Origin of the sequence: Thiorhodovibrio frisius (assembly GCF_033954835.1) — a bacterium.
GTDB lineage: Bacteria > Pseudomonadota > Gammaproteobacteria > Chromatiales > Chromatiaceae > Thiorhodovibrio > Thiorhodovibrio frisius.
The window spans coordinates 1,058,745-1,084,210 of the sequence record NZ_CP121471.1 but is presented as its reverse complement, the minus strand read 5'-3'; the positions used below and the strand labels follow the sequence as shown (position 1 = coordinate 1,084,210).

The window sequence follows — 25,466 nt, the reverse complement described above, 5'->3', positions numbered from 1 at the left end:
CGGGCGGAGAGGAGTACCCAGCCTGCGCGATTGCAGACGATTCTCCCCGACAGGATGTCGCTAGGCAAGGTCAAAATAGCGACACGGAGTGCTATTTCTGCCGTAAGAGCGCCCGCCCCGCCTCAGCTCCGGGCCTTGTCCGGGTCCAAGCGTTCCCGCCAGTCGATGAGCTTGCACACGCGCAGCGGTTGCATGCTTTGCGGGATCGAACAACTAGGGCGCAAGGCGTTCCACCGTCCAGTCGGTGCCGTCATGATCACGGAAATAGCGGAAACGATCATGCAGGCGGTTGTCGCGACCCTGCCAGAATTCGATTTGCTCTGGCACCACCCGATACCCTCCCCAAAAATCCGGCAGCGGGATATGACCCTCGGCGAAGCGCTGTTTCATCTGCTCAACCTTGGCCTCAAGCAGAGAGCGGGAGCGAATCACCTGGCTCTGCGGCGAGGCCCAGGCGCCGATCTGGCTGCCGCGCCCGCGGGTGGCGAAATACTTGAGCGACTCGGCGTTCGAAATGCGCTCGGCGCGACCGTTGATTTGCACCTGGCGCGCGAACGCTACCCAGGGAAACAGCAGCGCCACACGGGGATGACGCTCGATCTGGAGCGCCTTGTCGCTGCCGTAATTGGTGAAGAAGACAAAGCCGTGCCGATCGTAGAGCTTGAGCAGGACACTGCGCACCCAAGGCTGCCCATTGTGATCAACCGTGGCTAGCGTCATCGCATTGGGCTCGGGAATCTCGGTCGCGCAAGCAAAGGCATACCAACGCTCGAATTGGGCGATGGGGTCCGGGTCAAGATCCGCCCGCCGCAACCCTTCGCGCATAAAGTCGGCGCGCCATTGCCCTGGCATGCGGTTGGCCGGGCGGTCGCCAGACGGGTCCAAGGCGGCGTCTGTCATACAATCAACATCCGTGCGGGCGCTTTCGCCAAGAAGCTGCTGCGTCCAGGAGTAAAGCCCGTCATTTCGCAACGCGCGAGGCCAGCAGTGCGTCGATCTCCTGCTCGGCGGCCGCCCAGTCATCGGTCTCATGACCCGCCTCGAATCCGCGGTTCTGCGCGCGATAGTAGGCGGCATCCTGAATCATCTTGTAGCGCTCTTCCGCCGTGACGCCACCGGCTACCTTGGTGGCGCGGGTCGACCCGCGCGTGCTGGTCGCCGTTGTCTTGCGGGGCGCGGTCTTGCTTGTCCTTGCTGCGGCCCCCCCAGCGCCCTTGGCCGCGGTGGCAGTCGATGCCTTGCTCGCTGTCGTCTTACTTGCTGTTGTCTTGCTGGGGCTGGCCTTGCCAGTCTGGCTGGTGGCAGCCGCGCTTGCGGACGTCTTGGTCGCCGTGGTCTTGCTCGCGGGCGTGGCGCGTTTCTTGGGCATGGTTTTCTTTGCCGTTGAACTCGCGCTGGTCGCTGCCGTGCTACCGATGGGCCGCGCTGCGGCGGTCGTTGTCTTGCTGCTGGCGGGTTGCTTTTTTTCAGCCATGATCGTTCTCACTCACTGTTCAGATGGTAGGTAATCGAAAAACGGGATTTCAGACTGAGAATATCCAAGGTTGATCGTGGGCGCTCGCCCGTTTGTTGGTAAGGATACACGAGCAACAGGGCGATCCGAAGACCTGGCACGCAAAAAATTGATCCTTCCTGTCAGGTATTATTCGGCGCAATCGAGCCAACGGACCAGGTAGTAGAGTTTCTGCCCTTCTGAGGAAGCAGACGGCCCATAGACAATGGCAGCCTGCCAGCCACGGCGCTCCTGAGCTCGTAAGCATGCCTCTTGCTCCGTCGGGGTTGCCTCGACGCAACCGGCCGGAAAACGCGCTCGTGACTTGCGCGTTGCCTTGACCAGCGCCGGCTGCTCGGCCAGGGCGCGGGACTCGGGATCGATGATGATTTGTGCCATGGCAATATCGAGCCGCGAATGAGCGCGGGCCCCTCTGTTAAACTTAGATTCCAGCCCCCTCCACCAAGGGTTTGGGGGTTGTGCTCGCACTCGACAAACGTCATTCAAAGGACTGCCAAGTGGACTTCAATATCCTGCGCGTCGCCGCTGTCTTTCTGATCTTCGCGGCCATGATTGCAACCCCCATCATCGCGCCGCAGCCCTGAGCGCCGAGGCTGCGCCCCGGCCGATGCGGGCTGGCAAGCTCGGCTCTCAAGGCCCTATTCGCTGGCATTTTTCAACAGGGACAGACTGAATGATCGCCCACCACGCACTGGTTCTCAACCTCCATCAGCCCGCCGGGAATCTCGAACAACTGCTCGACAACCAACCCTGGGAGGCGAAGGAAATTCTCTTCGCGCTTGATCGCATGCCGCGCAGCCTGTGGGGCTGGGAAGACTTCGCCCGGGTGCACTTGTCGCTGTCCGGCACCCTGCTCGAGACCCTGTCCAACCCGGAGTTCCAAAGCCGCGTCTATGGCATTGTCGACTGCGGCAAGCTTTTGTGGCATTTGCAAAACCAACATCTGTTTGAGATTCTCGGCACCGGCTACTACCATCCAGTGCTGCCGCTGATCCCGGCCGCTGATCGCGACGAGCACCTGCGCCGCTGGCAGGGCATCGCCCGGCATCTGTTCTGGCGCCCGGCATTCGGCGGCTTGTGGCCACCAGAGATGAGTTTTTCGCAAGAACTTATCCCGCTCGCGCGCCGCTTTGGTTATCGCTATGTCATGATTGACAGCGAAAATGTCGAGCCGGTCGACGACATGAGCTGGCAGGAGTTGCGCTACCGCCCGCATATCGCCCGCCAGGGTCAGGATGAGATCATCGTGGTGGTGCGCGACCGCGAACTCTCCGACGCGCAAGAGTCCGGGCTGGATCTAGAATGGTTTTTGCGCGAGGTAACCGAACGCACCAAGTGGTGCGACTTCCCGCCACTGATCACCACGGCAAGCGACGGCGACAATGGCGGCTGGTTCCGCAATGTCACCGACGGGGCAAATTTTTGGACGGCGTTTTATCTGCCCCTGCTCGAACAGGCGCGCACCGATCAGGCACGGGTGCGCCCGACCTTTATCGAAGACTATTTGAACACCCATGGCGCCCATGGTGAGGTCCGCATTCGCACCGCCGCCTGGAACACGGGTTGGCACAACGGCCAGGGCTTCACCCAATGGACCGGTTCGGAGGCGCAGCGCCGCACCTACTCGGCTTATCAGGACTTAAGCCGCCGTTTGCAGGCCACGCGCGAGCGCCTGGCCATGCAGCTCGACCAACCTGGCGTGAGCGAGGCGCTTGAAACCGCCAACTGGCACCTGCTGCGCGCCGAGACCAGTTGCAACACCTACTGGGGCGAGGCTTGGGTCGAGCGCGCTGAGGCCGACCTCATGGCCGCGCGCACGGCATTGAATGATGCCAAAGGCGCCACCAAGGACCGCCCGACTTCCCTTTCAGATCATTCACCGGAGACTGACCAATGACCGCACTCCCAGAAACCATCGACGGCCTGCCCAACATCTGCGGCGCCGAGGATCAGATCGCCGCCGCCATGAAGGCCGGCCAGCAACGCAAGCTCGCGCAATCCCCCGGCGGGGTGGACTTCGGGCGCATCCGCGCTGCCGCCGCCATCGCCCTGCATCAGCATCAGCCACTCATCCCGGCCGGCGGTGGCGACCTGCAAACCGCTGCCATCATTAGCAACCTCAAGCACATGATGGACAACCAGGGCATTGGCGATAACCACAACGCCCCGGTGTTCGTCTGGTGCTACAAGCGCATGGGCGAGTTCATCCCGCAGTTGATCGGCGAGGGCAAGTCCCCGCGTGTGATGCTCGAGTACTCCGGCACCCTGCTCCACGGCCTGCGCGCCATGGGCGAGGATCACGCTATCGACGCGCTGAAAACCATCACCATGAATCCGGACTTCAACTGGGCAGTGGAATGGCTCGGCATGCCCTGGGGTCACGCGGTCGCGCCCTCCACCCCGGTGCAGGACTACCGGCTGCATGTAAAAGCTTTTCAACACCACTTCGCCGCAATGTTCGGGCTCGAGGCACTGGAGCGAGTGCGCGGCTTCTCACCTTCTGAGATGGCCCTACCCAATCATCCCGACGTGGCCTATGAGTTCGTCAAAACCCTGCGCGACTGCGGCTATCAATGGGTACTGGTGCAGGAGCACTCAGTCGAGCAGACCGAAAACGGCTGGCATCCGCAGCGCCCACATCTGCCACATCGACTCGTCTGCACCAACTCCAAAGGCGAGACCGCCAGCATCATCGCCCTGATAAAAACCCAAGGCTCGGACACCAAGCTAGTCGCCCAGATGCAGCCCTGGTACGAGGCCCAGAGCCTGGAGCGCTGGGACCTGGCCGGCAAGTCCGTCCCGCCGCTGGTGACGCAGATCGCCGATGGCGAAAACGGCGGCGTGATGATGAACGAATTCCCCGACAAGTTCTTCGAGGCGGTGCGCGGTGCCTCCGGCAGCGATGTCCCCTTGATGAACGGCAGCGAATACATCGAGCAACTCTTCGCCATGGGCATCAAGGAGAGCGACCTCACCGAGATTCGCCCGGTGCAGCAAGGCAAAATCTGGAGCCAGATGCAGCCCGGCGACGGCCCCGAGAAGCTCGAGAAGGTGATCCAAACCCTAAAAAAAGAAGACCACCAGTTCCACATGGACGGCGGCAGCTGGACCAATGATCTTTCCTGGGTGAAAGGCTACGACAACGTGCTCGGCCCGATGGAAGAAGCCAGCTCCGCCTTCAATGAGAAGGTGCTCAAGTCCGGTGCCTCAACCAGCGACCCGCATTATCGCAACGCGCTCTACCACCTGATGGCATCACAGACCAGCTGCTACCGCTACTGGGGCCAGGGTGAGTGGACCGACTATGGCCGAGAAATCTGCCGCCGCGCTATTGCGATCATTGAGCACGACTTATCCTGACCAAACTTCCCCACCGGCTTCCAACCAATTGAGCCGAACTCTCAGCGTTGCTTGCGCGCGTTTGTCGCGCAAGCCGCTGAGCCAATCCGAATGTCGAAAAATGGTCAGATTGCCGCGATGAGCGGTGTCATCATTTTATTCTGATAGTTTGTCGTCGCCGGTGTCCTGCCCGCGAACCACTCGCCACACCAGCCGTTCCACCCCCAGGGCGACCACGGCGAAAGCGCGCAGGTCGCTCAGGCCATGGCGTTTCGTCAGAGTGCCGCCGTAGTCGCGCACCTGGGCTTCGGCCTCGTCGAGCTTGGCGGCCACCGCCGGCCGTTTGGCCAATGCCTCGCGGGATTCCTGCAGCACTCGCGCGCCGCTCATGCCCAGTTCCTTCAGACTCAGATATTTGAATTCCAGCAGCAGATCAAGTGCCTGAAAGCGACGCATGTCCGGACGGACAATTAAGGCAAGATCGGCATAGCCGCGCTCGGTCTCCAACTCGGAGACAGCCATGTAGAGACGGTCGTCGAACAAGAGGGTCAGGAAGGCGAATTTCACCAGCAGCTCGTTGGTCCAGCGGTAGTCGCGGTTAGACAGCACGGCGAAATAGCTCTGTTCGATCAGCGCGCACAGGGGTGCGAGATCGCCTTGCTGACCGAGGGCGCGCACGGCGTCGGGCAGCTCGCGTGCGCGTCCGCTCGGCGGCAGCCAGCGTTCGCGCAAACGCTCCACATAGAGCCCGCGCGCCACTAGATTGGGAATGCGCATCTGGCACTCGTTAAAGGAGTTCAAGCCTGCCAGGGTGAGGATGCCAAAGAAATACAGCAAGGACGCCATGAACGGCTGATCCTTCACTGCCGCCAGCACATCGGCGACGCCAAAACGCTGCACCAGTTCCGGTACCAGCACTCGGTCATCGCCGCTTAGCGCTTCGATCAATAGCTCCTCGCCATGGGGCAGTGAGGCGATATAGATCAGCTTGTTGCGATCCATGGCCAGGTTTTCATCGAGCATCTGCCGGGGATATTTGCCTTGGGTGGCCAGCGCCTTGAAAAAGTAAAGACTTAGGGTGGGGTTGTAGAGGCTTTCCTCGGCCTCCTCGCTAAAACGATAACCGTTGTAGAAGGTGCGCATGGTCGCTAGCGCCTTGTCCGCTGACCACTCGCCGCCTTCTTGGGCCAGTTGGTTCAGCACGGCTGCAACTTCCCCCTCGGTAAAACCGCACAGGTCGTTGAACTGGGGCCTCAGGAAGATATCCTCGCCGACGTTGTAGCCGCTGGTCATGTCGCTCAAGACCACCGGCGAGACGCCGGTGATGAACACCCGATCCAGCCCCATACCGCCAGCGGCGGCCTTGACTGACTTGAACACGGTTTTCATCAAGCCCTCGCCCTGGAGCAGGGTCTGGTAGCGATCCTGCCCGCCCGGATGCGCGGCCATCAGTACCTCGTTGGCGAAGTTGTCGTATTCGTCGATCAGCAGATAGAGTTTGTGCGAGGTTTGAGAGAGAACGCTCAGAGTAGAGCGCCAGGATGACAAGGCATTGTCGGGGTGGATGACGATGGCTTCAGGCAGCCTGTCGCGATAACGAAGAACAAAGTCGCGAAGGCTGTCGTTGATGTGCTGATGCAGTGCCGCTTCGATGTCACCAATCTCCCCATGTGCGGCAACCAGCGAGAAATCCCATTTGAGCACGAAAAACTGATTGCGCAGAGGCGTCGGGTTCTGCCCGACAGCCAGGTTGCCGAACAACGCATCGAATTGCTCGGAGCGGTTCAGATCGTAATAGTGCTCCAACATGGAGAGCAGCAGGCTTTTGCCGAAGCGGCGCGGGCGCAGGAAGACAAGCTGCCGCCCGGTGTTCTCGAGCGCGGCCAGACGGTCGGTGCGGTCGAGATACCAGTACCCCTCCTGCCTCAGGGTGCCAAAATCGCTTAGACCATAGGGAAAGTACATGAGCGCTCAACTCCTGGACCTAGAGCATGTCTACCAACGGCGGATCGCCAGCACGACAATCCGGCACAAAGGAGGGTTTAAGCGGATGCAATTCAGATCCGGATTATACGTCCTGAAAATCCGCCACGCCTGCAAAGCTCGGCAAAGTAGGTGATAAACTTTGCCAGCTCAGGCCGCCATGCCTCCCGCCACTACCGCACACATCAAGCCGCAAACAAGTGACTGAAAACAAACATACCCCGATGATGCAACAGTACCTCCGGATCAAGGCCGAGCATCCGGACATGCTGCTGTTTTATCGTATGGGGGATTTCTACGAGTTGTTTTTCGAGGATGCGGAGCGCGCGGCGCGGTTGCTCGACATCACCCTGACCAAGCGCGGACAGTCGGCGGGGAAGCCGATTCCAATGGCAGGCATCCCTTATCACGCGGCCGAGAGCTATCTGGCGCGCCTAGTGCGTCAGGGTGTGTCGGTTGCCATTTGCGAGCAGACGGGCGATCCGGCCAAGAGTAAGGGTCCGGTTGATCGCGAGGTGGTGCGCATTGTCACGCCGGGGACGCTTACCGACGAGGCATTACTTGATCAGCGCCGAGAGAATCTGCTGTGCGCCGTCGCCGAGCAATCCCTGCCGGCACCCACCGAGGGTGAGTCGGACAGCCGCGCTCTTGCCTTTGGGCTCGCCAGCCTGGAGCTGGCCAGCGGACGCTTCACGCTGCTGGAACTGAGCGGTCTTGAAGCGCTGAGCGCCGAGCTCGAGCGGCTGCAACCGGCGGAACTGCTGCTGGATGAGGACAGCTTGCTCGACAAACGCTTGGCGCTCGGCAGCGGCTTGGCCCGACGCCCGGCCTGGCATTTCGATGCGGACAGCGCCGAGCGCATGCTATGCGAGCAGTTCGGCACCCGGGATCTCTCGGGCTTTGGCTGCGGCGGGGTCGATACTGGCTCCGGCGCAGCGACCGACTCCAGATCGAATACTGGGCTGCGCCTGGCCGTCGGCGCCGCTGGCTGTCTGCTGCAGTATGTAAAAGACACCCAGCGCGCTGCCCTGCCCCATCTGCGCGGGCTGACGGTGGAGCAGCGCGATCAGGCGGTGATTCTGGATGCGGCGACCCGGCGCAATCTGGAGCTGACCCAGACGCTGTCCGGTCAGGAGGGGCACACCCTGGCCGCGATCATGGACAACACCCGCACCGCCATGGGGGCGCGCCTGCTGCGCCGCTGGCTGAATCGCCCACTGCGCGATGTGCACGATGTACGCCTACGACACGACGCCATCGCCACGCTCATCGAGACCGCCCGCGGTGAGCCGCTGCGCGAAACTCTGTCGGCCATCGGCGACCTGGAGCGCATTCTCGCGCGGGTGGCACTAGGCTCCGCCCGCCCACGCGACCTCGCCACGCTGCGCGATGCCCTCGGCCTGCTGCCTGAGCTGCACCAGTCACTGGCGGCGCTCGACAGCCCGCTGCTGACAAGCCTGGATCAAGACCTAGGGGACCATCCCGAGGTCCGCGACCTGCTCCAGCGTGCGCTGATCGAGCAGCCGCCGATGCTGATCCGCGACGGTAGCGTGCTAGCACCCGGCTACGATGCTGAGCTGGATGAACTGCGCAACCTGGCCGAGCATGGCGATCAGTTCTTGCTGGAGTTGGAGGCGCGCGAGCGTGAGCGCACCGGCATCCCGGCACTCAAGGTCAGCTACAACCGGGTGCATGGTTATTACATTGAGATCGGTCGCACCCATTCCGACAAGGTCCCGGACGACTACCAGCGCCGCCAGACGCTCAAAGGCGTCGAGCGTTACATCACCCCAGAGCTTAAGCGCTTCGAGGACCAGGCGCTGAGCGCCCGCGAGCGTGCCCTGGCGCGCGAGAAAATGCTCTACGACGAGCTGCTCGCCCAGCTGATCGCGCATCTGGCGGCGCTGCAAACCACGGCCGCCGCCATCGCCAGCCTGGATGTGCTGGCCAATCTGGCCGAGCGCGCCGAGCGGCTTGGCTGGACGCGCCCGGAATTGAGCGGCGAGATTGGCATTGAGATCGAGGACGGCCGCCATCCGGTGGTGGAGCAGCTGAGCGACGCGCCCTTTGTCGCCAACAGCGTGCGGCTCGACCCCGAGCGACGCATGCTGATCATCACCGGCCCCAACATGGGCGGTAAGTCCACCTTCATGCGCCAAACCGCGCTCATCGTGCTGATGGCCCATGCCGGCAGCTTCGTGCCGGCGCGCAGCGCACAAATCGGCCCCATTGATCGCATCTTTTCGCGCATCGGAGCCGCCGATGATCTCGCCGGCGGTCGTTCGACCTTTATGGTGGAGATGGAGGAGACGGCCAACATTCTGCACAACGCCAGCGCGAACAGCCTGGTGCTGATGGACGAGATTGGCCGCGGCACCAGCACCTTCGACGGGCTATCGCTGGCCTGGGCCTGCGCGGTGGAGCTGGACACCCGATTGCGCGCGCTGACGCTGTTCGCGACACATTACTTTGAGCTCACCAGCCTGCCCGAGGAGCACCCCGGCATCGCCAACCTGCATCTCGAGGCCATTGAGCATGGCGAGAAGATCGTCTTTATGCACAGCGTGCGCGAGGGACCGGCCAACCAGAGCTACGGCTTGCAGGTGGCCGCGCTGGCCGGAGTGCCGGCGGAGGTGATTGCCCGCGCCCGCGAGCGGCTGCGCCAGCTCGAGGATCAGAGCCAGCGTCAGGCGGCCAGCCAGAACCTGCCTCCGAAGAGAGAAGGCGATGGGGAGCGGGACCAGGGGCCTGATCAGAAGCGGGATCAGGGCCGCGATCCCATAAGGGATCAGGACAGGACTCACATGGCCCAGCTGTCGCTATTCCCCGCCGAACTGCCGAGCCCAGCGCTCGAGCGCCTGCGCGCCATCAATCCGGATGATCTAAGCCCGCGCCAAGCGATTGACCTGCTCTATGAGCTCAGGCAGCTCGATCACAAAAATCGCTAATCCGCGTCGTCACCAGCCAGAATCACCAAACTCAGAGTCTTCCCATCGCAAATGCGTTTCCCTTTTGGGCCGGAAACGCCATCGCGCTGATCACGTCATTTCTGATACTGGCTCAAAATCTCGCGCAGATCATCCGACAGCTCGGCCAAGCGGGCCGAAGCGCTTGCGCTCTTTTGCGCGCCATCGCTGGTGCTCTCGGCAATGTCGCGAATCGCGGTGACGTTGCGGTTCACCTCCTCGGCCACAGCGGTCTGCTCTTCGGCGGCGGCGGCAATCTGGTTGTTCATGTCGTTCATCTGCGCCACCGCATCCGTGATGGTGGTGAGCGATCTGGACGCCAACTCCGCCTGCTCCACAGTCCGTCGGGCGCGATCGCAATTTTCGCTCATGGTCGCAACTGACTCGCGCGAACCCACCTGGAGCGCGTCGATAATCCCGGAAATCTCCTGGGTTGAGCTCTGGGTGCGGGTGGCCAGCGTCCGCACCTCATCGGCCACCACCGCGAAGCCACGCCCCTGTTCACCGGCACGCGCTGCCTCGATCGCCGCATTGAGCGCGAGGAGATTGGTTTGCTCGGCAATGCCACGGATCACATCAAGGACGGTACCGATCTTCTCGCTGTCTTGTTCGAGCTTCTGGATTGTCTGAGCGGCACGCTCGACTTCTTGCGCCAGGGATTCAATCGCGCTCATGGTGCCTTGCACCACCCGATGCCCTTCGCGTGCTTCGCGGTCGGCACTTCCGGTGGCTTCGGCTGCGGCGGCAGCGTTGCGCGCAACCTCCGCGACAGTGGCGGCCATCTCATTCATCGCCGTGGCAACCTGATCGGTCTGGGCGTGCTGATCGCCGACCCCGCGCACTGTTTCATCCGTGACCGTTCTCAGCTCATCGGATGACGAACTGAGCTCGCGCGCGGTGTCGCAGATCTGATCAATGAATCCGCGCAGCACCGTTTGCATCCGATCCAGGGAACTCAGCAAACGACCGATCTCATCGTTGCGGGAGGTCTTGATTGGCGTATCCAAGTGGCCATCACTGATGCGTTGGGCCACCGCCATCGCATCCCGCACCGGCACGATCACCAGGGTTTTGACGAGCAGACCGATGCCAAGAATGGCGAATGCGCCGAGGATCACACCGCTGATGACGATGATGCCGACGGTTTTCAGGATGCGGTCGCGAATCTCGGATTCCTGGTAGGCGGCGACGACCTGATATCCCCAACCGGGGTAATCGACGCGTTCGACCACCCAATCGTCGCGCTTGCCCGCCACCACAGCTTGGGCAATATCATCCTGCTCGTGGGAATGAAAGCGCACCCGCCCCTGATCATCGACCAGAGCCAGAAACCCCTGCTCGAGAATGTGGCTCTCGCGGATCGTCTGTTCCAACTCTCCCAGATCGGCCTTGTAGCCGACGTACCAGATGCCCACCAGCTCACGAGTGGCGTTAAACATCGGCTCATAACTGGTGACATAGGGGGTGCCGAGAATGTCGACCTGACCGGCGAAGGAACGGCCCTCGCGAATCATTTCGATCACTTTTCCGTCTGGCGCCAAGATGGTGCCGATGGCGCGCTGACCGTCTTTCTTGACGTTGGTCGAAATGCGCACAAAGTCCCTGCCCTGGCGCACGAACAGCGTCGCTGTGCCACCCATCAGCTTGGTAACCCCGTCGACAAGTTCGAAGCGGTTGGCCTGCGGCTCCTCGCCAAGCAGGAGATCGCCGAGGGTGCGATCCTTCACCCGCACCGGTTCGCCGATCGACGGGGTGCCAAGCTCGGCGCCACGCTCTTTGAGCAGCGCCATGGAGGAGGCAACGCGCTCGCTCATGAGCGCGTCAGTCACGGACAAGAGTCCCCGCACCCGATTGAGGTTGGTCCTGACCTCCTGATCAGCCCGCGCGTGAATGGCATCGCTCTGGGTGATGGAGACCACGATCACCACCCCCAGGGTGGCAAGCACGATAAACAGGCTCAGCGCGGCGGTGACTTTCGCTTGCAGGGACTTTGCGTTCATTGTTTTGGGCGCGACTCTGAGGTGAATGCACTATGATACAGCGGATGTCGGGCCGAAATGCAGTAATCCAACAAAGCCGAAAACCACGGGCGATGCTATCGGAGACTTCTGCCAGATAATTCTGCCCGGTAATTTCTGCGCTGCCAGCTTCCGCCAGTGCATTTCTCCGCAGCCTTTTCACTCAAATGGGCTGCTCTACTTCTTGTCGGATGCGCCGCCACCGGCTAAGCTAGCCTGTTTTCCTGAACGCCTCGTCAATGCCGCTCGAAGCAGCCTAACTCGCCGCTTTAAGGCGTAACTTTTTTGGCGGGAGATGATCTCATTTGCGACCGGGAACAGGGACTCGAGGACTCGAACGCCATGCGCAGCCATTATTGCGGCACCATTGACACTGGATTTATCGATCAGACCATCGAGCTATGCGGCTGGGTGCATCGCCGGCGCGATCATGGCGGGGTGATTTTCGTCGATCTGCGTGATCGCAGCGGCTTGGTCCAGGTGGTCTTCGATCCGGATCGCGCCGAGATATTCACCCAGGCCGAGCGGATTCGCAGCGAGTATGTGCTGCGGGTTGAGGGGCGGGTGCGGCACCGGCCCGAGGGCACTGTCAACCCCGAGATGCCAACCGGGGAGATCGAGGTCCTGGCCACCGGGCTTGAGGTGTTAAACGCATCGGAAACCCCGCCGATTCAGCTTGATGAATACCACGCGGACGTCAACGAGGAGTTGCGCCTGCGCTATCGCTATCTCGATCTGCGCCGCCCGGAGATGCAGCAGCGGCTGCGCACCCGCGCTCAGGTCACCAGCACCCTGCGGCGATTTCTGGATGATCAGGGCTTTCTGGACATCGAAACGCCCATCCTCACCAAGTCCACGCCCGAGGGCGCGCGCGATTACCTGGTGCCAAGCCGGGTGCATCCGGGCGAGTTCTATGCCCTGCCGCAGTCGCCGCAGCTGTTCAAGCAGTTGCTGATGATGTCGGGCATGGATCGCTACTATCAGATTGCGCGTTGCTTCCGCGATGAAGACCTGCGCGCTGATCGTCAGCCGGAATTCACTCAGCTCGATATCGAGGCGTCCTTCATCGACGAGGCCGAGCTGACCGCCCTGATGGAGCGCATGATTCGTGAGCTGTTCCGCGAGGTGCTCAGCGTCGAGCTGCCCGATCCTTTCCCCCGCCTCACCTATGACGAGGCGATGCAGCGCTATGGCTCCGACCGGCCCGATCTGCGCGTGCCGTTGGAGCTGGTCGATGTCAAAGATCTGATGCAGGACGTCGACTTCAAGGTCTTTGCCGGCCCGGCCAACGACCCCAACGGCAGAGTCGCTGCGCTGCGGGTGCCGGAGGGCGCCAAGCTCTCGCGCAAGGAGATCGACGAGTACACCAAGTATGTTGGCATCTTTGGCGCCCGAGGTCTGGCGTACATTAAGGTGAATGACTGGGCAACCAAGGGCCGCGAGGGCTTGCAGTCGCCGATCCTCAAGAACCTACCCGACGCGGCTGTTGACGGCGTAATGGAGCGCACCGGCGCGGTCGATGGCGACCTGATCTTCTTCGGTGCCGACAAGACGCGTGTGGTCAACGAAGCTCTCGGCGCGCTGCGCGTCAAGCTCGGCCATGAGCGCGGCCTGGCCGAGGATGCCTGGCGTCCGGTCTGGGTGGTCGACTTCCCGATGTTCGAGCGGGATGAAAAGACCGACCGCTGGCAGGCGCTGCATCATCCCTTCACGGCGCCCGGCGAGGATCAGCTCGAGCTGCTCGCCAGCAACCCTGGGGCTTGCAAGTCGCGCGCTTACGATCTGGTGCTCAACGGCACCGAGCTTGGCGGCGGCTCCATCCGTATCCATCGCGAGGAGGTGCAGCGGCGGATTTTTGAGCTGCTGCAAATCAGCGAGGAGGACGCCAATGATCGCTTCGGCTTCCTGCTCACGGCGCTCAAATTCGGCTGCCCGCCGCATGGCGGCATCGCCTTCGGGCTCGATCGGCTGGTGATGCTGATGACCGCAAGCCCCTCGATTCGCGACGTAATGGCCTTCCCGAAAACCCAGGCCGCAGCCTGCCCGCTGACCGGTGCGCCGGCTGCGGTCGATCAGGCGCAGCTTAAGGAGCTGGCGCTGCGCCTGCGCGCGACCAGCTGAGGCGGGCTGGAATGATGTCGGGTCTGGTGGTAAACCCAGTCACGTGCTGACAAGACAAACTAATTCACCTCCACCAGAATATTGTTGGCCAAAACAATCAACCAGAGCAACGCAGCCATGGCACGCCAGACAAAGCAACCAAAGTTCAAGCGCCCAGCCTCGGTGCTGGTGGTTGTCTTTACGCGCGCTGGGGAATTTCTGCTGATGCAACGCACCAATCCGAGCAATTTCTGGCAATCCGTCACTGGCAGTCTGCGCCCCGGCGAAAGCCCAAGACAAGCGGCCGTGCGTGAGCTGGAAGAAGAAACCGGCCTGCTCGGCAGTGCACAACTGATTGATCTGCGCCAATCGCGGCTCTTCCCCATCATCCGCGCCTGGCGCGCGCGCTACCGCAAAAGCCACTGCTTTAACCGCGAGTATTGGTTCGCGCTTAGCCTGCCGGGCCGCCGCCTGATCCGCCTCAATGCAAAGGAGCACAGCCGTTATCAATGGCTCGACCTCGCCGGCGCTCTGGAATTAGCCGGTTCCTGGACCAACCGTGATGCCATGCGCCTACTCGCCGGCCATGCACCCGCCTGACACTGAAGCATCAGACGCCAGGCGCCCCAGCACGATCATCATCCGGCCAGTGACATTCGGGCTGACACTCATGGTCCCAGTCACCCCGGATGATAAAGCGGCTATTACAGGGCAACGCTCATAGCCCGGACCGACCACCCCGGACCGGAGAATGAATCCGCTGTTTCACAGCGATGCCATTGAAGTGTTGCCCGCTTGCCGCTAATCTCTAAAAAATCAGCATGGATCAAACAGATGTCCCCAGGTTTTCAAGCCATCGCGAGCTGCCTCGCACAGGCACTGAAAAGCTGCCATCTCCAGCTAACACATCGACCCGCAAGCCACAACGAGTCCGGCCCATGAAAAAGTTCGTGCTTCGACCAACGCTCCAATGGAGGTCAACCCGGTTGTTCAAGACGCCGCTTGTGCTGCTGATTGCAATGCTGCTTGCTTTGGGCAGCGCGCTCGATGCAGCGGCCCGCCCCGTCGATGTCAGTCTCGCGACCCTATTCCCGACCGAGCGCCAGACCAAAACAGCCGTGGTCATCAACAAGGTGCTCGAACGCTTTCATTATCGGGATTTTGAGCTCAGCCCAGCCTTTGCCACCAATACACTCGAGCACTATTTCGAGGCGTTGGACCCAAACCGGTCATTTTTTCTCGACCGTGACGTCAAGCGCTTCCTCGCCAGCGCTAGCAAACTCGACGATGATTTAGCGCTCGGTCAGGTGGATGTAGCCTTCGATATCTTCCGGGTTTACCGCATGCGGGTCGATGACCGGGTTGAATTTGCCCTGGGACTGCTCAACCAGCCTTTCGATTTCAGCCAGCCTGACACCTACCAGTTTGATCGCGCCGAAGCACCCTGGCCGCAGTCCGAAACCGAGCTTAACGATCTCTGGCGCAAGCGGGTCAAGAACGATTACCTCACGCTCAAACTGGCCGACAAGGACGATACCGAGATCCGCAAGCAGTTGCGCAAACGCTACGAGGGCATCCGCCGGCGAATTCATCAGTTCGATACCGACGATGTATTCCAGACCTTTGTCAACGCCTACACCCAAAGTCTGGAACCACATACGGCCTACATGTCTCCGAGTACCTCGGAGAATTTCGACATCAGCATGCGCCTCTCGCTCGAAGGCATCGGCGCTGTGCTGCGCGCGGATAACGAGTACACCGTGATTCAGCGCACCATTCCCGGTGGTCCGGCGCGTCAGTCCGGCATGGTGAACACCGGCGACAAAATTGTCGGCGTTGCCCAAGGCGTGGATGGCGACTTCGAGGACGTCGTCGGCTGGCGCCTGCAAGATGTCGTCGACATGATTCGCGGCCCCAAGGGCTCGATGGTGCGCCTGCAACTCCTGCCCAAAGCGGAGATCTCCGGCGGTGGACGCATGCGCGAGGTCTCCCTGGTGCGCAACGAGATCAAGCTTGAGGACCAGGCTGCCAAGTCCTACGTCATTGATAAGCTGGACAACGCACCGGATCTGCGCATCGGAGTGATTGAAGTACCCGCTTTCTACCGCGACTTCCGCGCTGAATCCAGTGGCACGCAGGATTTTCGCAGTACCACCCGCGACGTGCGCAAACTTGTCGCCGAACTCAAAGAACAAAAAGTCGACGGTATCGTCATCGATCTGCGCGGCAACGGCGGTGGCTCATTGACCGAAGCGACTTCCCTGACCGGCCTGTTCATTGAGGAGGGCCCGGTTGTTCAGGTCAAGGACTCCTTCGGCAAGGTTGAAGTCGAGACCGATCCCGACCCCGAGATCCTTTACTCAGGGCCGCTTGCGGTCATTGTTGATCGCAACAGCGCTTCAGCTTCAGAGATTTTCGCCGGTGCCATCCAGGACTACGGCCGCGGCATTGTCGTCGGCGAGCCCACCTTCGGCAAGGGTACGGTGCAAACACTCATCGACCTCAATCGCTATGTGCCAGACATCGATCTTGGACGCCTGCGCCTGACCATGGCTGAGTTTTTCCGCATCAGCGGCGGCAGCACCCAGCTCAAGGGTGTTGAGCCTGACATCCCGTTCAATCTTGGCTACGACAGCGACGACCATGGCGAACGTTCGCTCGATAACGCCCTGCCTTGGGGCAGCATCCGCCCGGCTAACTACCAGAAGTTCAACCATGTTGATCTCGACGGGCTAATATCCCGCTCAGCCGAGCGCACCGCCCGCGACCCCGGCTTTCGCATGCTGACTGACCAGGGCCGCATGCTGTCCGAAATTGAAGACCGGGATCTGGTCTCACTGCGCGAAGATGAGCGTCGTCAAGAATCCGAGCGCCGCGACAAAGCACTAAAAGAAGAGCGCAATAACTTCCTGCGCAGCCGTGGCATCGAACCGGTCGACGAGGATGTTGACCCCATTGATGAGGAGGCACTCGAAAAGCAGCAAGAAGTGATCGATGCGATTCAAGTCGATGAAGCCGCGCGCATTCTTGCCGACCTGATCAAGCAGCAGGGCGGCGCGCAGCGCCCGCGCGCAGTCATGCGCGATTAGGCTAGGGAGAGACCGCGTACCCAATGCCCCAGGATTCGCTGTTCGATGCGCGGCTTGCCGCCCTCGCGCGCCTTCCCGCCGGCCTGCTGCACCAGGCTTATCTGATCGGACTGGAAAAAGAAGCCCTGCGAGTGACGCCGGATGGGGAAGTTGCGCGCAGCCGGCATCCCACCGCCTTAGGCTCCGCCCTCACCCATCCCCATATCACCACCGACTTCTCCGAGGCCCTGATCGAACTGGTCACGCCGGCCGTTACAACGCCGGCTGCGGCGCTTGAGTTTCTCAACAATCTGCATCTGTTCGTCTATCAGCATATCGGCAACGAGCGCCTGTGGGCGACCAGCATGCCCTGTGTGATTGGCGGCAACGCGGCCATCCCACTGGCCTACTATGGCGAGTCCAACGCGGGACAGATGAAGACCATCTACCGCCGCGGGCTCGGCAACCGCTATGGTCGGGTGATGCAAGTCATCTCCGGGGTGCACTTTAACTTCTCCCTGCGCGAGGATCTCTGGCCTGTCCTGCACGACGCCTTTGGCCAACACGAGAACCTCGAGGACCAGGCTGGCAGCGATTCGCACGCCTTCCGCGACGCCCTGTACATGGGCATGGTGCGCAACCTGCAACGTCTCGGCTGGCTGGTGCCCTATCTGTTTGGCGCCTCGCCAGCGGTATGCAAAAGCTTCGTGCAAGGCGCACCAGACGAACTCCAGTCTTTTGACGACCACACCTACTACCGCCCCTTCGGTACGTCGCTGCGCATGGGTGACATCGGCTACCAAAATCGCCAGGAAGAAGGTACCGGCATGAAGGCCAGCTACGACAGCCTGGATGCCTATGTCCGCAGCCTGACCTGGGCCATCGAAACCCCCTGCCCTCAATACGAGAGCATCGGCGTGAAAGTCGCCGGTCGCTATGAACAACTCAATGATCACGTGCTGCAGATAGAGAACGAATATTACAGCACGGTGCGACCGAAACAGATTACCGAGGGCATGGAACGCCCAACCCTGGCACTGCGGCGGCGTGGCATCCGTTATGTCGAACTGCGCTCTGTCGATGTCAACGCCTTCCATCCGCTGGGTGTTGACGAGGAGCAACTCTATTTCCTCGCCACCTTCATGTTCCACAGCCTGTTGCGCTCTAGCCCGCGCATTAACTCACGCGAACGCCGGGCGATCGATGCCAACGAAGTCACGGCCGCGCATCGCGGACGCGAGCCGGGACTCAAGCTCGAACGCGAGACAGACGCCATGCCCCTGACCGATTGGGCTCGTAGTGTGCTGACACAGATGGAAGATGTCGCCGCGCTGCTCGACGGCGGCTCCGCTGGCCCGCATCAGGCCAGCGTGCAAGCACAACTCAAGAAGGTGCGAGAACCAGACATCACCCCCTCAGCGCGCATGCTCGCAGAGATGCGCGCCCAGGGCGAAGGCTTCGCCACCTTTGCGCGCCGGCTGAGCGAGATTCACCGCCAGGCGTTTCAGCATCAGCAGCTGCCGGATGCGGCACGGCAGAAGCTCGATGCTCTAAGCAAGGAGTCGCTCGCCAAGCAGGAGCGTATCGAAGCCGCAGACAAGCGCAGCTTCGATGACTTCCTCGCGGATTATTTTCATCAAAGCCAACCCTCTCAGCTCGAGGAAGCTCGCTAGACTGACCCTCAATGGGCCGCCCGGTCAGTGCAGGCCGGCGACTGGCGTATTAGACTAAGGTGCATAGGGCTGCCCCCTGAACATCAAATGCTCGCTTCACGGCCAGGGCCATTCACAGAAGCGAGATTCGCAGCCAGGCTTGGCTGAGCAATACTTGAGACTGACCCATGACATCCATCGGCGCAGATCACCGTGGTAGCCCGCGCAATCAGATCGATTGCCTCATCAGGCTGGAACCTTTGGCAACCGCTGAGGCCCATGGTCTTGAGGTCACGGATGAACATCCGCAGCAGCGCGTTGAGCCATCCAGTCCGGAGCCCCATGACGGCATTGTGCAGGATGCTAGTACCACCGGAGCGCGCGTATGGACAGATCGGCCCTATACGCTCAATGAGCAACTGCTGATCAGTTTTGGCTGCGAGAAGGTCGGCTTGACAGAAACCCGCAGCTGCCGCGCAACCGTGGTCTGGACGGAGAGCGAGCCGGTCGAGGGACGCTGGCAGATAGGTATACGCTTTCATGAAAGCGAGGCATCGGCCACCATCGCCAGCGCACTGACGCATGGCTGTCCCTGGTGCGAGAAGCTGTGCCCGGACATTGTCGCAACGGCACCCCTCGCGGCTAGTGAGGACGCAGCCTAACTCTCATGTTCCCGCCACTCCAGAGGAATGAAGCGACTGTTTCAAGGTAACGCTCATGGTCCCAGCCAACCCGGAGAAATGAAGCGTGTTGGTAGGGTGATCCATCTCGGGCACAACCATCAAGCCCGAATACTCACTCCCCGGTCACTCAGCTCGCGTTTGACCGCAGCAATGGGCACCTCGCGACGATGAAAAATACCCGCCGCCAGCGCGGCTTCAACATCCACAGCAGCAAAGAGGGCGGTGAAGTGCTCGGGGCAGCCGGCGCCGCTTGAAGCGATGACCGGGATGCGCACACCGGCGCGGACCATCTTCAGCAGTTCCAGATCGAAGCCGCGACCACTGCCGTCGCGGTCGATGGAGTTGACCAGAATCTCTCCAGCGCCAAGTTGCTCGCAGGCCTGCACCAATTGCAGCACGTCAAGATCGCGCCCTTCACGCCCGCCCTTGATGGTGCATTGAAACCAGCAGTAGCCCTCGCCATTAGGCCCAGGCTCGAGGGTCTGGATGCAGTGATGGCTGCTAGCCTCGGGTGACTCGACATACACGCGGCGCGGATCGACCGAAATCACCACCGCCTGATTGCCATAAACGCGCGCAATCTGCTCAATGGCGCTGCTGCCGTCGCCATGCCCGCCGCGTGCGTGGAAGGCCTCGGCAATGAGCACCGCCTCGGAGCCTATCGACACCTTGTCGGCCCCAGAGCGGAAATACTCGGTCGCCACCCCGAGCGCCGAATAAGTCTGCCCGTTCTGGTCGGTGAAGGCGCGGATGCCGCCGCCAATGGTGAGGGGGACAAAAATCTGCTCCGAAGCGCGCCTGAGCACCTTGAGCATGGGTTGATCGACCAGCGGAAAATCCCGGAAAGCAGTAATGTTGAGAAAGGTAATCTCGTCGGCCCCTTCGTCGTAGTAGCGCTTGGCCAGATCCACTGGTTTGCCGAGATTGCGCACCTCACCCTGCTCACGCACGTCGTACTGATCGCCCTTGGTCACAACGAGATCGCCATGGTCGTTCGTGCGCACGTCCAGACAGGCAATAATGCGCTTGGCAAGCGCCGTGGGCTCGCTCTGCGAGCCAACGGCGGGCTCATGCCCAGCAGCCGCCTGATCCAGGATGCACTGTCCGGCCAAAAAACGTCGCAATACTTCGAGCCCAGCCGCACCGCTTTTTTCCGGGTGAAACTGCACCGCAGCCACCTCGCCGCGTTGCACAGCGCTGATAAAGGGGCGTCCGTAGTCGGTTTCCGCCAACACCCAGTCCCTGTTGCTTGCATCCGGCTCGGCAAAGTAGGAATGCACAAAATAAAAACGTCGTGCGCCAGCGTCCTCAAGCAGTTCGCACTCGCGCTGCAGGCGCAGCCCGTTCCAGCCCATGTGAGGCACCGATAAAACGCTGTTATCGAAGCGTTTAACAAGCCCGGGGATCAGCCCAAGACCGGCCACGCCTGGAGACTCCTCGCTACCCTCGAACAACGACTGCAAGCCGATGCAGATACCAAGGAAGGGTCGCCCTGCGCGCAGATACTCACGCAGCGGTCCCTCGAAACCCAATTCGCGCAGGCGTTGCATGGCCGGGCCGAAGGCTCCAACGCCAGGAAAAATCAGCCGCTCCGCTGTCAGAATGTCTTCAGGCGTGCGAACGTCGGCCAGCGAATAGCCGAGCGCAGCAATGGCATTGCGCACACTGCGCACATTTCCAGCACCGTAATCAAGGAGAGCAATCATTGGAGATGTTTGACGTTACCGTAAACCAAACAGATTCATTACCCGGGATGGCCGGGACCATGAGCGTTAGGGAATGCAATTGGAAGCGGAAAGTTTGAAGCCTCGGAACAGAATTTGGAAGCGCTCAAGCATTTATCACTTCCAACTTCTAGCGTCGAATTTCTTGTAAACCCATCCCAGTTCACGCCCGCGTTCGATCCAGAACGATTTGGGCGCGAGAATCGTGAACACCAGCACCACCACCAGGGGCTGATACCACAGGCTACCCAGCCAATCTGGCGAAATGCCAAGCTCGAACCAGTTCTCGGCCAAGCGTTGCAAATTGTAAAACGCGAAATAGGTCACCAACACCAACATCAACCGGCCGGTACCTGTCTGCCGGGGCGATACTGTGGTTAACGGAATAGCAATAAGCGCCAAGGCGAAGATCGCCAAGGGGCTGGCCATGCGATGCTGGATTTCGACCCAATCGCCGCGATCTTCCGACCCCAGGAGGTCAGCGGTCTTACGCGTCGAACGCTTGCTTCGTGCCTGCGCTCCGGGGGCGGGCGCATCGAGTTGCAGTTGGTAGCGGTCGAACTCCCCGATGCTGAAATCCGCCCTTCCCGGCACGCCGTCATAGCGCCGCCCATGTTCCAGCACAATGTAGCGCTCGCGACCCTCGTTGGTTTCGCGATAGTAGCCGATATCCGCCAGCACCAGTCGCGGCCTGTCATCGCGGCGATCATAGAGTACAATTTCCTCCAGTCGCTTGCCATCATCGAAGCGCGTGGCGTAGAAAGTGATATTGCCATCGGCCTGTTCGTAAAAGCGCCCAGGCTGCAAACCGGCAATCTGGGTAGCCTGCTCGCCCTGTTGTTTGCGGATCATCTGGATTTTTGCCGAGGCTTCGGGCTGCAACACCAGCGCCAGCCAGGCTGTCAGCAAGGCCAGTGGCAGCGCCAAATAGAGCAACGCCCGGTACATCCGCACCGGGCCGACGCCACAGGCCTGTAGGGCAATCAGTTCGCTGTCGCGTGCCATGCGCCCAAGCGCCACCAGCGCCGCCAAGAAAAACGCCGGCGGCATCAGGTAGCCGCTGTCACGCTGAAGTTGATAGTTTAGGTAACGCAAGGCAAAATCGAGACCGAGTGCACCAATGTTCACCTCCTCGAGGCTGCGCAGAAAGAACAGGCTCGCGGTAATCAGAAACAGGGTCACGATAATGGCCGTGAACACCTTTGCCACTTCTAGCAGCACATATCGATCGATTACCGTCAGCATTGGTTTGGACCACTCTCACAAATTTTCAGTGAAGGCTGCCATTCTGTAAGCCGCTCGTAAATCCGGCAAGTCCGCGCGCGCAGCAGCACCGCCGCGTCATTGATCCCGGCAGGCCACCCGGCCAGAAGGACGCAACATTTCACTTTGCACTTGAAGCCATACGCAAAATATGGCAAAACCGCCTTGGACCATGATCTACAAACCGAAGCGATCCTCCCGCCGCCTGCCTGATCGCTGCCCGCCTGATCGCTGCCAAAGGCCCATCTAACGCTCATGGTCCCGACCACCCCGGACAATAAAGCTGCTGTTTCAAGGTAATGGATGAGCGCCGCCAACAGCCCAGATACCGTTGCAAGCTCAGAACCGGCGTCCTCTTTCCCGATGGACATACCGAACTATTGTGGGCTGAGGATATCTCCCGCCACGGTCTGAGCATTCATGCCGACAAAATCCAGCGCGTCGGCACGCGGCTGCGGGTGCTGCTTTTCATGTTCAGCCACCGCCATGGCAAGGAAGTCCAGGCCGAGGTGATCACCCGGATCGCAAGCTGCGTGCTCGATACAACCACCCAGGATTTTCGCCTTGGCCTCGCTGTCGAGGAGTTCATCGGCGAGGCAGAATCTCTCTTTTTGGCCCAGATCAGTCATCTGGCCGCACCCCTGCAGGCCGAAGCCGAGGTTCAATACGCCGCACCCCGCATGCAACCAAAGGTGTCGAGCTTTCCTCTGCACAGGCGCATCAAGCTCGCGCTTGCCAACGGCAGCAAGCTCATCGGCTGGACCGAAGACGTCACGCCAAACAGCATGCGCATCGCGCTGTCGCAAAAACTTGACAATCATTCCATTCATGGTCTGAACATTCCGGTAGTTCTGGCCGGGGAGGCGGAGATTTTTTCCGTCCAGGCCAAGGCCCGTGTCGATGGCGTTGTCTTCCGCCCCATGGGAGCTTTCGCCACCCATTTCTCGGTGTTCGACTACCAGGCCGACGGCCTCACCCTGCTGCGCAAGGAATTGCGCGAACGCTTCCCGGAAATCGCCCAGGAAACCACAGTCCTGAACGACCCTGCGGCACCCGCCCAAGAAGAAGACACCGAGGCGCTGCCCTCACTGGACGACCTTGGGTTATATTAACCATGCACCTGCCCGCTCACGGAGATCTGCTGCCGTCGGGAGTTAACCCCGTGAAATTTAGCCTTGGAGTCTACCCCCCTCGAGTGTACCCCCTGGAATCGCGATGGCGCTGACAACCGAGTGTCTTGAACGTCTACAGCTGAATCTTCAGCCCTTCGCCGCGAGCGCGCGAGAAGCCTTTCTATACAAAGACACCCTGCTCGACACCCAGATCGAGCGCATGCTGCGCGCGCTCGAAAAGCCTGGCGCCATTCTGCTCCTTAGCGCAAGCAGCCGTGCCGGGCGCAGCACCCAACTGATGCGACTACTTGGCGCCATGCCGCGCCACTTCGAGATCGTCGCGTTTCGCGGACGCAGCAACACCACCTTCGCCTCTGTGGATGTAACCATTCGCAAACATCTGGCCGCGCACGGAGATGATGATCGCAGCCGCTCGCTCAACGATCTAATGATCGAGCGAGGCAAGCGCGGCACCGACATGCTAATCGCGGTTGATGACGCACACCTGCTCGGCTCCGGGATTCTGCGCCAATTACTCAAGCTCGGCGAGGATGTGAGCGCGGCCAGTCCCATCGGACCGCGTCTGCTGCTGATGGGGGACGCAGTGCTCGGGCGCAATTACCAGCGCACTCTGGACACCGAAGACAACCGCCTCGTCCAGCACATCAGCCTGGCGCCCTTCAATCAGGAGCAAAGCGCCGCCTATCTGCACCACCGTCTGGCCGCCGCCGGCAATGCCAACCTCGCGGACCTGTTCAAACCCGAGATCATCGCCAACCTGCACCAACGCAGCCGCGGGCTGCCTGGCGATCTCAACGAGGTCGCCGAGGAATGGCTGAGCGATTACTGCGATAACCTCGCATACAAAGATCTAAACGGCACGCCACCGCCGGAAGACTCTGACGAAGATTCTGCGCAAGAGCCTGATGAGCCGGCTGATGAGCCTAAGGATGAAGACGGCAACCCCGATAACGAAGAAGCCGAACAGCCTCAGGATACCGAAGACCCGGCAATCAGTGATCGACCCGCAGATCAGAATGCAACAAAAGCGGTGACGGACGACACCCCAGTCGCGAAACCGGATCAGTCAGAGCCAACAATCGGTTCTGAGCCAAAAAGCCGCAAGGCCGCCTTTGCCTTTTGGAAACAGCCCTGGTTTCTGCCGACCGTCACAGGGATTGGCCTGGTTGCGCTCATTCTCAGCATCGGACTGAATCTGCCCGAGAACAACTCGGGGCCGTCGTCCTTGCCATTGCGACCGCAACAACCGGACCGCGACAACCCGGGCGGCGCCAACCAGGCAGCCACCGAAGCGGAGACTCCAGCTCCCGACACCGCGCAGCAAGACCCCGACACTGCGACTGTGGCGAGCCCCATGGAGAACGACCAAGTCACCGACCTGACAGCGGATATGGCGAGCGCAACAGCCGCTGATGAGGAGATCACGGAGCCTCAGGGCGCAGCCAATCCGCGCGCCCAAACCAGCGAGGGTGCAAAAGACTCACCCCCGCAGCCGGCGCCCGCGCAAGCTGGTGCAACCGAGCCATCACAGCAAACCCCGGCAGTTACAGAAGAGCCATCCACGCCGTCATCGCCACCGCAAACTGGCACAACCGCGCCATCAGCCCAAGGCGACGGGCAAACACCGAAAAACAGCACCGATCAAGCAGCGACCGACGGCACTGAACAGCCAACCCCCGCAGAGCGCTTGCCCGAGCCCCCAAAGGACTATCAAAAAGCCCGCACCCGCAACGATCTTTTGTGGCTCGCGGAACAGAATCCGGAGCACTTGACCATCCAGTTAATCGCGCTGAGAAAGTTCGCCGCAGTCGAGGACTATCTGCAAACCCATGGGATCGAAGACGCAAACATCATCCCAGACGGCCCGCTGGTCATCGCGATTTACGGAAGCTATCCGGACATGGAGAGCACCATGGCTGGCTTGTCGAGCCTGCCAACCGAGGTGATTGCGCAGGGTTACTGGATTCGCACCATCGGCGATGTGCGCAAGGACGCGCGCCGCTAAGGCTCATAGGCCCAGCTAC

Annotated in this window: 18 protein-coding genes; 11 read left to right on the top strand and 7 right to left on the bottom strand. The window is 61.0% G+C overall.

Translation table 11 applies throughout. The features are described 5' to 3' along the window. Window positions 1–213: 213 nt before the first annotated feature. The 3 genes from pdxH to Thiofri_RS05185 form a co-directional block, all read right to left on the bottom strand. Complete coding sequence (pdxH, locus tag Thiofri_RS05195) at window positions 214–900, bottom strand: pyridoxamine 5'-phosphate oxidase (RefSeq protein WP_009150655.1); 687 nt, start codon at window positions 898–900, stop codon at window positions 214–216. Between the two features lie 61 nt (window positions 901–961). Continuing rightward, entirely contained in the window at window positions 962–1,474 is a 513-nt protein-coding gene (locus Thiofri_RS05190; RefSeq protein ID WP_009150654.1) for a DUF2934 domain-containing protein, read from the bottom strand. A gap of 168 nt (window positions 1,475–1,642) precedes the next feature. Further along, complete coding sequence (locus Thiofri_RS05185) at window positions 1,643–1,891, bottom strand: hypothetical protein (protein ID WP_009150653.1); 249 nt, start codon at window positions 1,889–1,891, stop codon at window positions 1,643–1,645. Between the two features lie 80 nt (window positions 1,892–1,971). Here Thiofri_RS05185 and Thiofri_RS05180 point away from each other — a divergent pair, with 80 nt between their 5' ends. The 3 genes from Thiofri_RS05180 to Thiofri_RS05170 all read left to right on the top strand — a co-directional run bounded on the left by Thiofri_RS05180 (window position 1,972) and on the right by Thiofri_RS05170 (window position 4,873). Continuing rightward, complete coding sequence (locus Thiofri_RS05180; protein WP_255324732.1) at window positions 1,972–2,097, top strand: hypothetical protein; 126 nt, start codon at window positions 1,972–1,974, stop codon at window positions 2,095–2,097. An 89-nt stretch (window positions 2,098–2,186) separates the two neighbouring features. Beyond that, window positions 2,187–3,410, top strand: a complete 1,224-nt coding sequence (locus tag Thiofri_RS05175) for a polysaccharide deacetylase family protein (protein ID WP_009150652.1) — start codon at window positions 2,187–2,189, stop codon at window positions 3,408–3,410. Continuing rightward, complete coding sequence (locus Thiofri_RS05170; RefSeq protein ID WP_009150651.1) at window positions 3,407–4,873, top strand: hypothetical protein; 1,467 nt, start codon at window positions 3,407–3,409, stop codon at window positions 4,871–4,873. Before Thiofri_RS05175 ends, Thiofri_RS05170 begins: the two co-directional genes overlap by 4 nt. A 135-nt stretch (window positions 4,874–5,008) precedes the next feature. Here Thiofri_RS05170 and Thiofri_RS05165 read toward each other — a convergent pair whose 3' ends face one another. Continuing rightward, window positions 5,009–6,817: an AAA family ATPase gene (locus tag Thiofri_RS05165; protein ID WP_009150650.1), complete on the bottom strand. Its 1,809-nt coding sequence runs from the start codon at window positions 6,815–6,817 to the stop codon at window positions 5,009–5,011. A gap of 242 nt (window positions 6,818–7,059) precedes the next feature. Here Thiofri_RS05165 and mutS point away from each other — a divergent pair, with 242 nt between their 5' ends. Further along, a complete protein-coding gene (gene mutS / locus Thiofri_RS05160; protein WP_009150649.1) occupies window positions 7,060–9,783 on the top strand; it encodes a DNA mismatch repair protein MutS in 2,724 nt (907 codons plus the stop codon). A gap of 95 nt (window positions 9,784–9,878) precedes the next feature. Here the strand turns inward: mutS and Thiofri_RS05155 are convergent, their stop codons facing one another. After that, on the bottom strand, window positions 9,879–11,801 hold the full coding sequence (locus Thiofri_RS05155) for a methyl-accepting chemotaxis protein (protein WP_009150648.1): 1,923 nt from the start codon (window positions 11,799–11,801) through the stop codon (window positions 9,879–9,881). A 360-nt stretch (window positions 11,802–12,161) separates the two neighbouring features. Here Thiofri_RS05155 and aspS point away from each other — a divergent pair, with 360 nt between their 5' ends. From aspS to Thiofri_RS05130, 5 genes are all read left to right on the top strand, one after another. Continuing rightward, window positions 12,162–13,940, top strand: a complete 1,779-nt coding sequence (gene aspS / locus Thiofri_RS05150; protein ID WP_009150647.1) for an aspartate--tRNA ligase — start codon at window positions 12,162–12,164, stop codon at window positions 13,938–13,940. A gap of 117 nt (window positions 13,941–14,057) precedes the next feature. After that, entirely contained in the window at window positions 14,058–14,519 is a 462-nt protein-coding gene (gene nudB, locus Thiofri_RS05145; RefSeq protein WP_009150646.1) for a dihydroneopterin triphosphate diphosphatase, read from the top strand. A gap of 338 nt (window positions 14,520–14,857) precedes the next feature. Then, window positions 14,858–17,008, top strand: coding sequence for a carboxy terminal-processing peptidase (locus Thiofri_RS05140; RefSeq protein ID WP_009150645.1), 2,151 nt, complete (start codon window positions 14,858–14,860; stop codon window positions 17,006–17,008). Between the two features lie 23 nt (window positions 17,009–17,031). Continuing rightward, the gene (gshA, locus tag Thiofri_RS05135; RefSeq protein WP_009150644.1) at window positions 17,032–18,660 is read left to right on the top strand and encodes a glutamate--cysteine ligase; all 1,629 of its coding nucleotides are present in this window, start codon (window positions 17,032–17,034) and stop codon (window positions 18,658–18,660) included. A gap of 167 nt (window positions 18,661–18,827) precedes the next feature. Beyond that, window positions 18,828–19,301, top strand: a complete 474-nt coding sequence (locus Thiofri_RS05130) for a PilZ domain-containing protein (RefSeq protein ID WP_009150643.1) — start codon at window positions 18,828–18,830, stop codon at window positions 19,299–19,301. Between the two features lie 119 nt (window positions 19,302–19,420). On the opposite strand, the gene Thiofri_RS05125 is transcribed toward Thiofri_RS05130, so the two are convergent. Next, on the bottom strand, window positions 19,421–21,028 hold the full coding sequence (locus tag Thiofri_RS05125) for an imidazole glycerol phosphate synthase HisHF (protein ID WP_009150642.1): 1,608 nt from the start codon (window positions 21,026–21,028) through the stop codon (window positions 19,421–19,423). Between the two features lie 135 nt (window positions 21,029–21,163). Continuing rightward, window positions 21,164–22,291, bottom strand: a complete 1,128-nt coding sequence (gene lptF, locus Thiofri_RS05120) for an LPS export ABC transporter permease LptF (RefSeq protein WP_009150641.1) — start codon at window positions 22,289–22,291, stop codon at window positions 21,164–21,166. Between the two features lie 317 nt (window positions 22,292–22,608). Between lptF and Thiofri_RS05115 the strand changes: the two genes are divergently transcribed. Both Thiofri_RS05115 and Thiofri_RS05110 read left to right on the top strand, forming a co-directional pair. Further along, the gene (locus tag Thiofri_RS05115; protein WP_009150640.1) at window positions 22,609–23,421 is read left to right on the top strand and encodes a PilZ domain-containing protein; all 813 of its coding nucleotides are present in this window, start codon (window positions 22,609–22,611) and stop codon (window positions 23,419–23,421) included. A 103-nt stretch (window positions 23,422–23,524) separates the two neighbouring features. Continuing rightward, the gene (locus tag Thiofri_RS05110; RefSeq protein WP_009150639.1) at window positions 23,525–25,447 is read left to right on the top strand and encodes an AAA family ATPase; all 1,923 of its coding nucleotides are present in this window, start codon (window positions 23,525–23,527) and stop codon (window positions 25,445–25,447) included. Window positions 25,448–25,466: the final 19 nt, after the last annotated feature.

Bases quoted from the DNA above. Each gene is read 5' to 3' on its own strand.
- pdxH (WP_009150655.1), bottom strand. From the start codon at position 900: ATGACAGACGCCGCCTTGGACCCGTCTGGCGACCGCCCGGCCAACCGC.
- Thiofri_RS05190 (WP_009150654.1), bottom strand. From the start codon at position 1,474: ATGGCTGAAAAAAAGCAACCCGCCAGCAGCAAGACAACGACCGCCGCA.
- Thiofri_RS05185 (WP_009150653.1), bottom strand. From the start codon at position 1,891: ATGGCACAAATCATCATCGATCCCGAGTCCCGCGCCCTGGCCGAGCAG.
- Thiofri_RS05175 (WP_009150652.1), top strand. From the start codon at position 2,187: ATGATCGCCCACCACGCACTGGTTCTCAACCTCCATCAGCCCGCCGGG.
- Thiofri_RS05170 (WP_009150651.1), top strand. From the start codon at position 3,407: ATGACCGCACTCCCAGAAACCATCGACGGCCTGCCCAACATCTGCGGC.
- Thiofri_RS05165 (WP_009150650.1), bottom strand. From the start codon at position 6,817: ATGTACTTTCCCTATGGTCTAAGCGATTTTGGCACCCTGAGGCAGGAG.
- mutS (WP_009150649.1), top strand. From the start codon at position 7,060: ATGATGCAACAGTACCTCCGGATCAAGGCCGAGCATCCGGACATGCTG.
- Thiofri_RS05155 (WP_009150648.1), bottom strand. From the start codon at position 11,801: ATGAACGCAAAGTCCCTGCAAGCGAAAGTCACCGCCGCGCTGAGCCTG.
- aspS (WP_009150647.1), top strand. From the start codon at position 12,162: ATGCGCAGCCATTATTGCGGCACCATTGACACTGGATTTATCGATCAG.
- nudB (WP_009150646.1), top strand. From the start codon at position 14,058: ATGGCACGCCAGACAAAGCAACCAAAGTTCAAGCGCCCAGCCTCGGTG.
- Thiofri_RS05140 (WP_009150645.1), top strand. From the start codon at position 14,858: ATGAAAAAGTTCGTGCTTCGACCAACGCTCCAATGGAGGTCAACCCGG.
- gshA (WP_009150644.1), top strand. From the start codon at position 17,032: ATGCCCCAGGATTCGCTGTTCGATGCGCGGCTTGCCGCCCTCGCGCGC.
- Thiofri_RS05130 (WP_009150643.1), top strand. From the start codon at position 18,828: ATGACATCCATCGGCGCAGATCACCGTGGTAGCCCGCGCAATCAGATC.
- Thiofri_RS05125 (WP_009150642.1), bottom strand. From the start codon at position 21,028: ATGATTGCTCTCCTTGATTACGGTGCTGGAAATGTGCGCAGTGTGCGC.
- lptF (WP_009150641.1), bottom strand. From the start codon at position 22,291: ATGCTGACGGTAATCGATCGATATGTGCTGCTAGAAGTGGCAAAGGTG.
- Thiofri_RS05115 (WP_009150640.1), top strand. From the start codon at position 22,609: ATGGATGAGCGCCGCCAACAGCCCAGATACCGTTGCAAGCTCAGAACC.
- Thiofri_RS05110 (WP_009150639.1), top strand. From the start codon at position 23,525: ATGGCGCTGACAACCGAGTGTCTTGAACGTCTACAGCTGAATCTTCAG.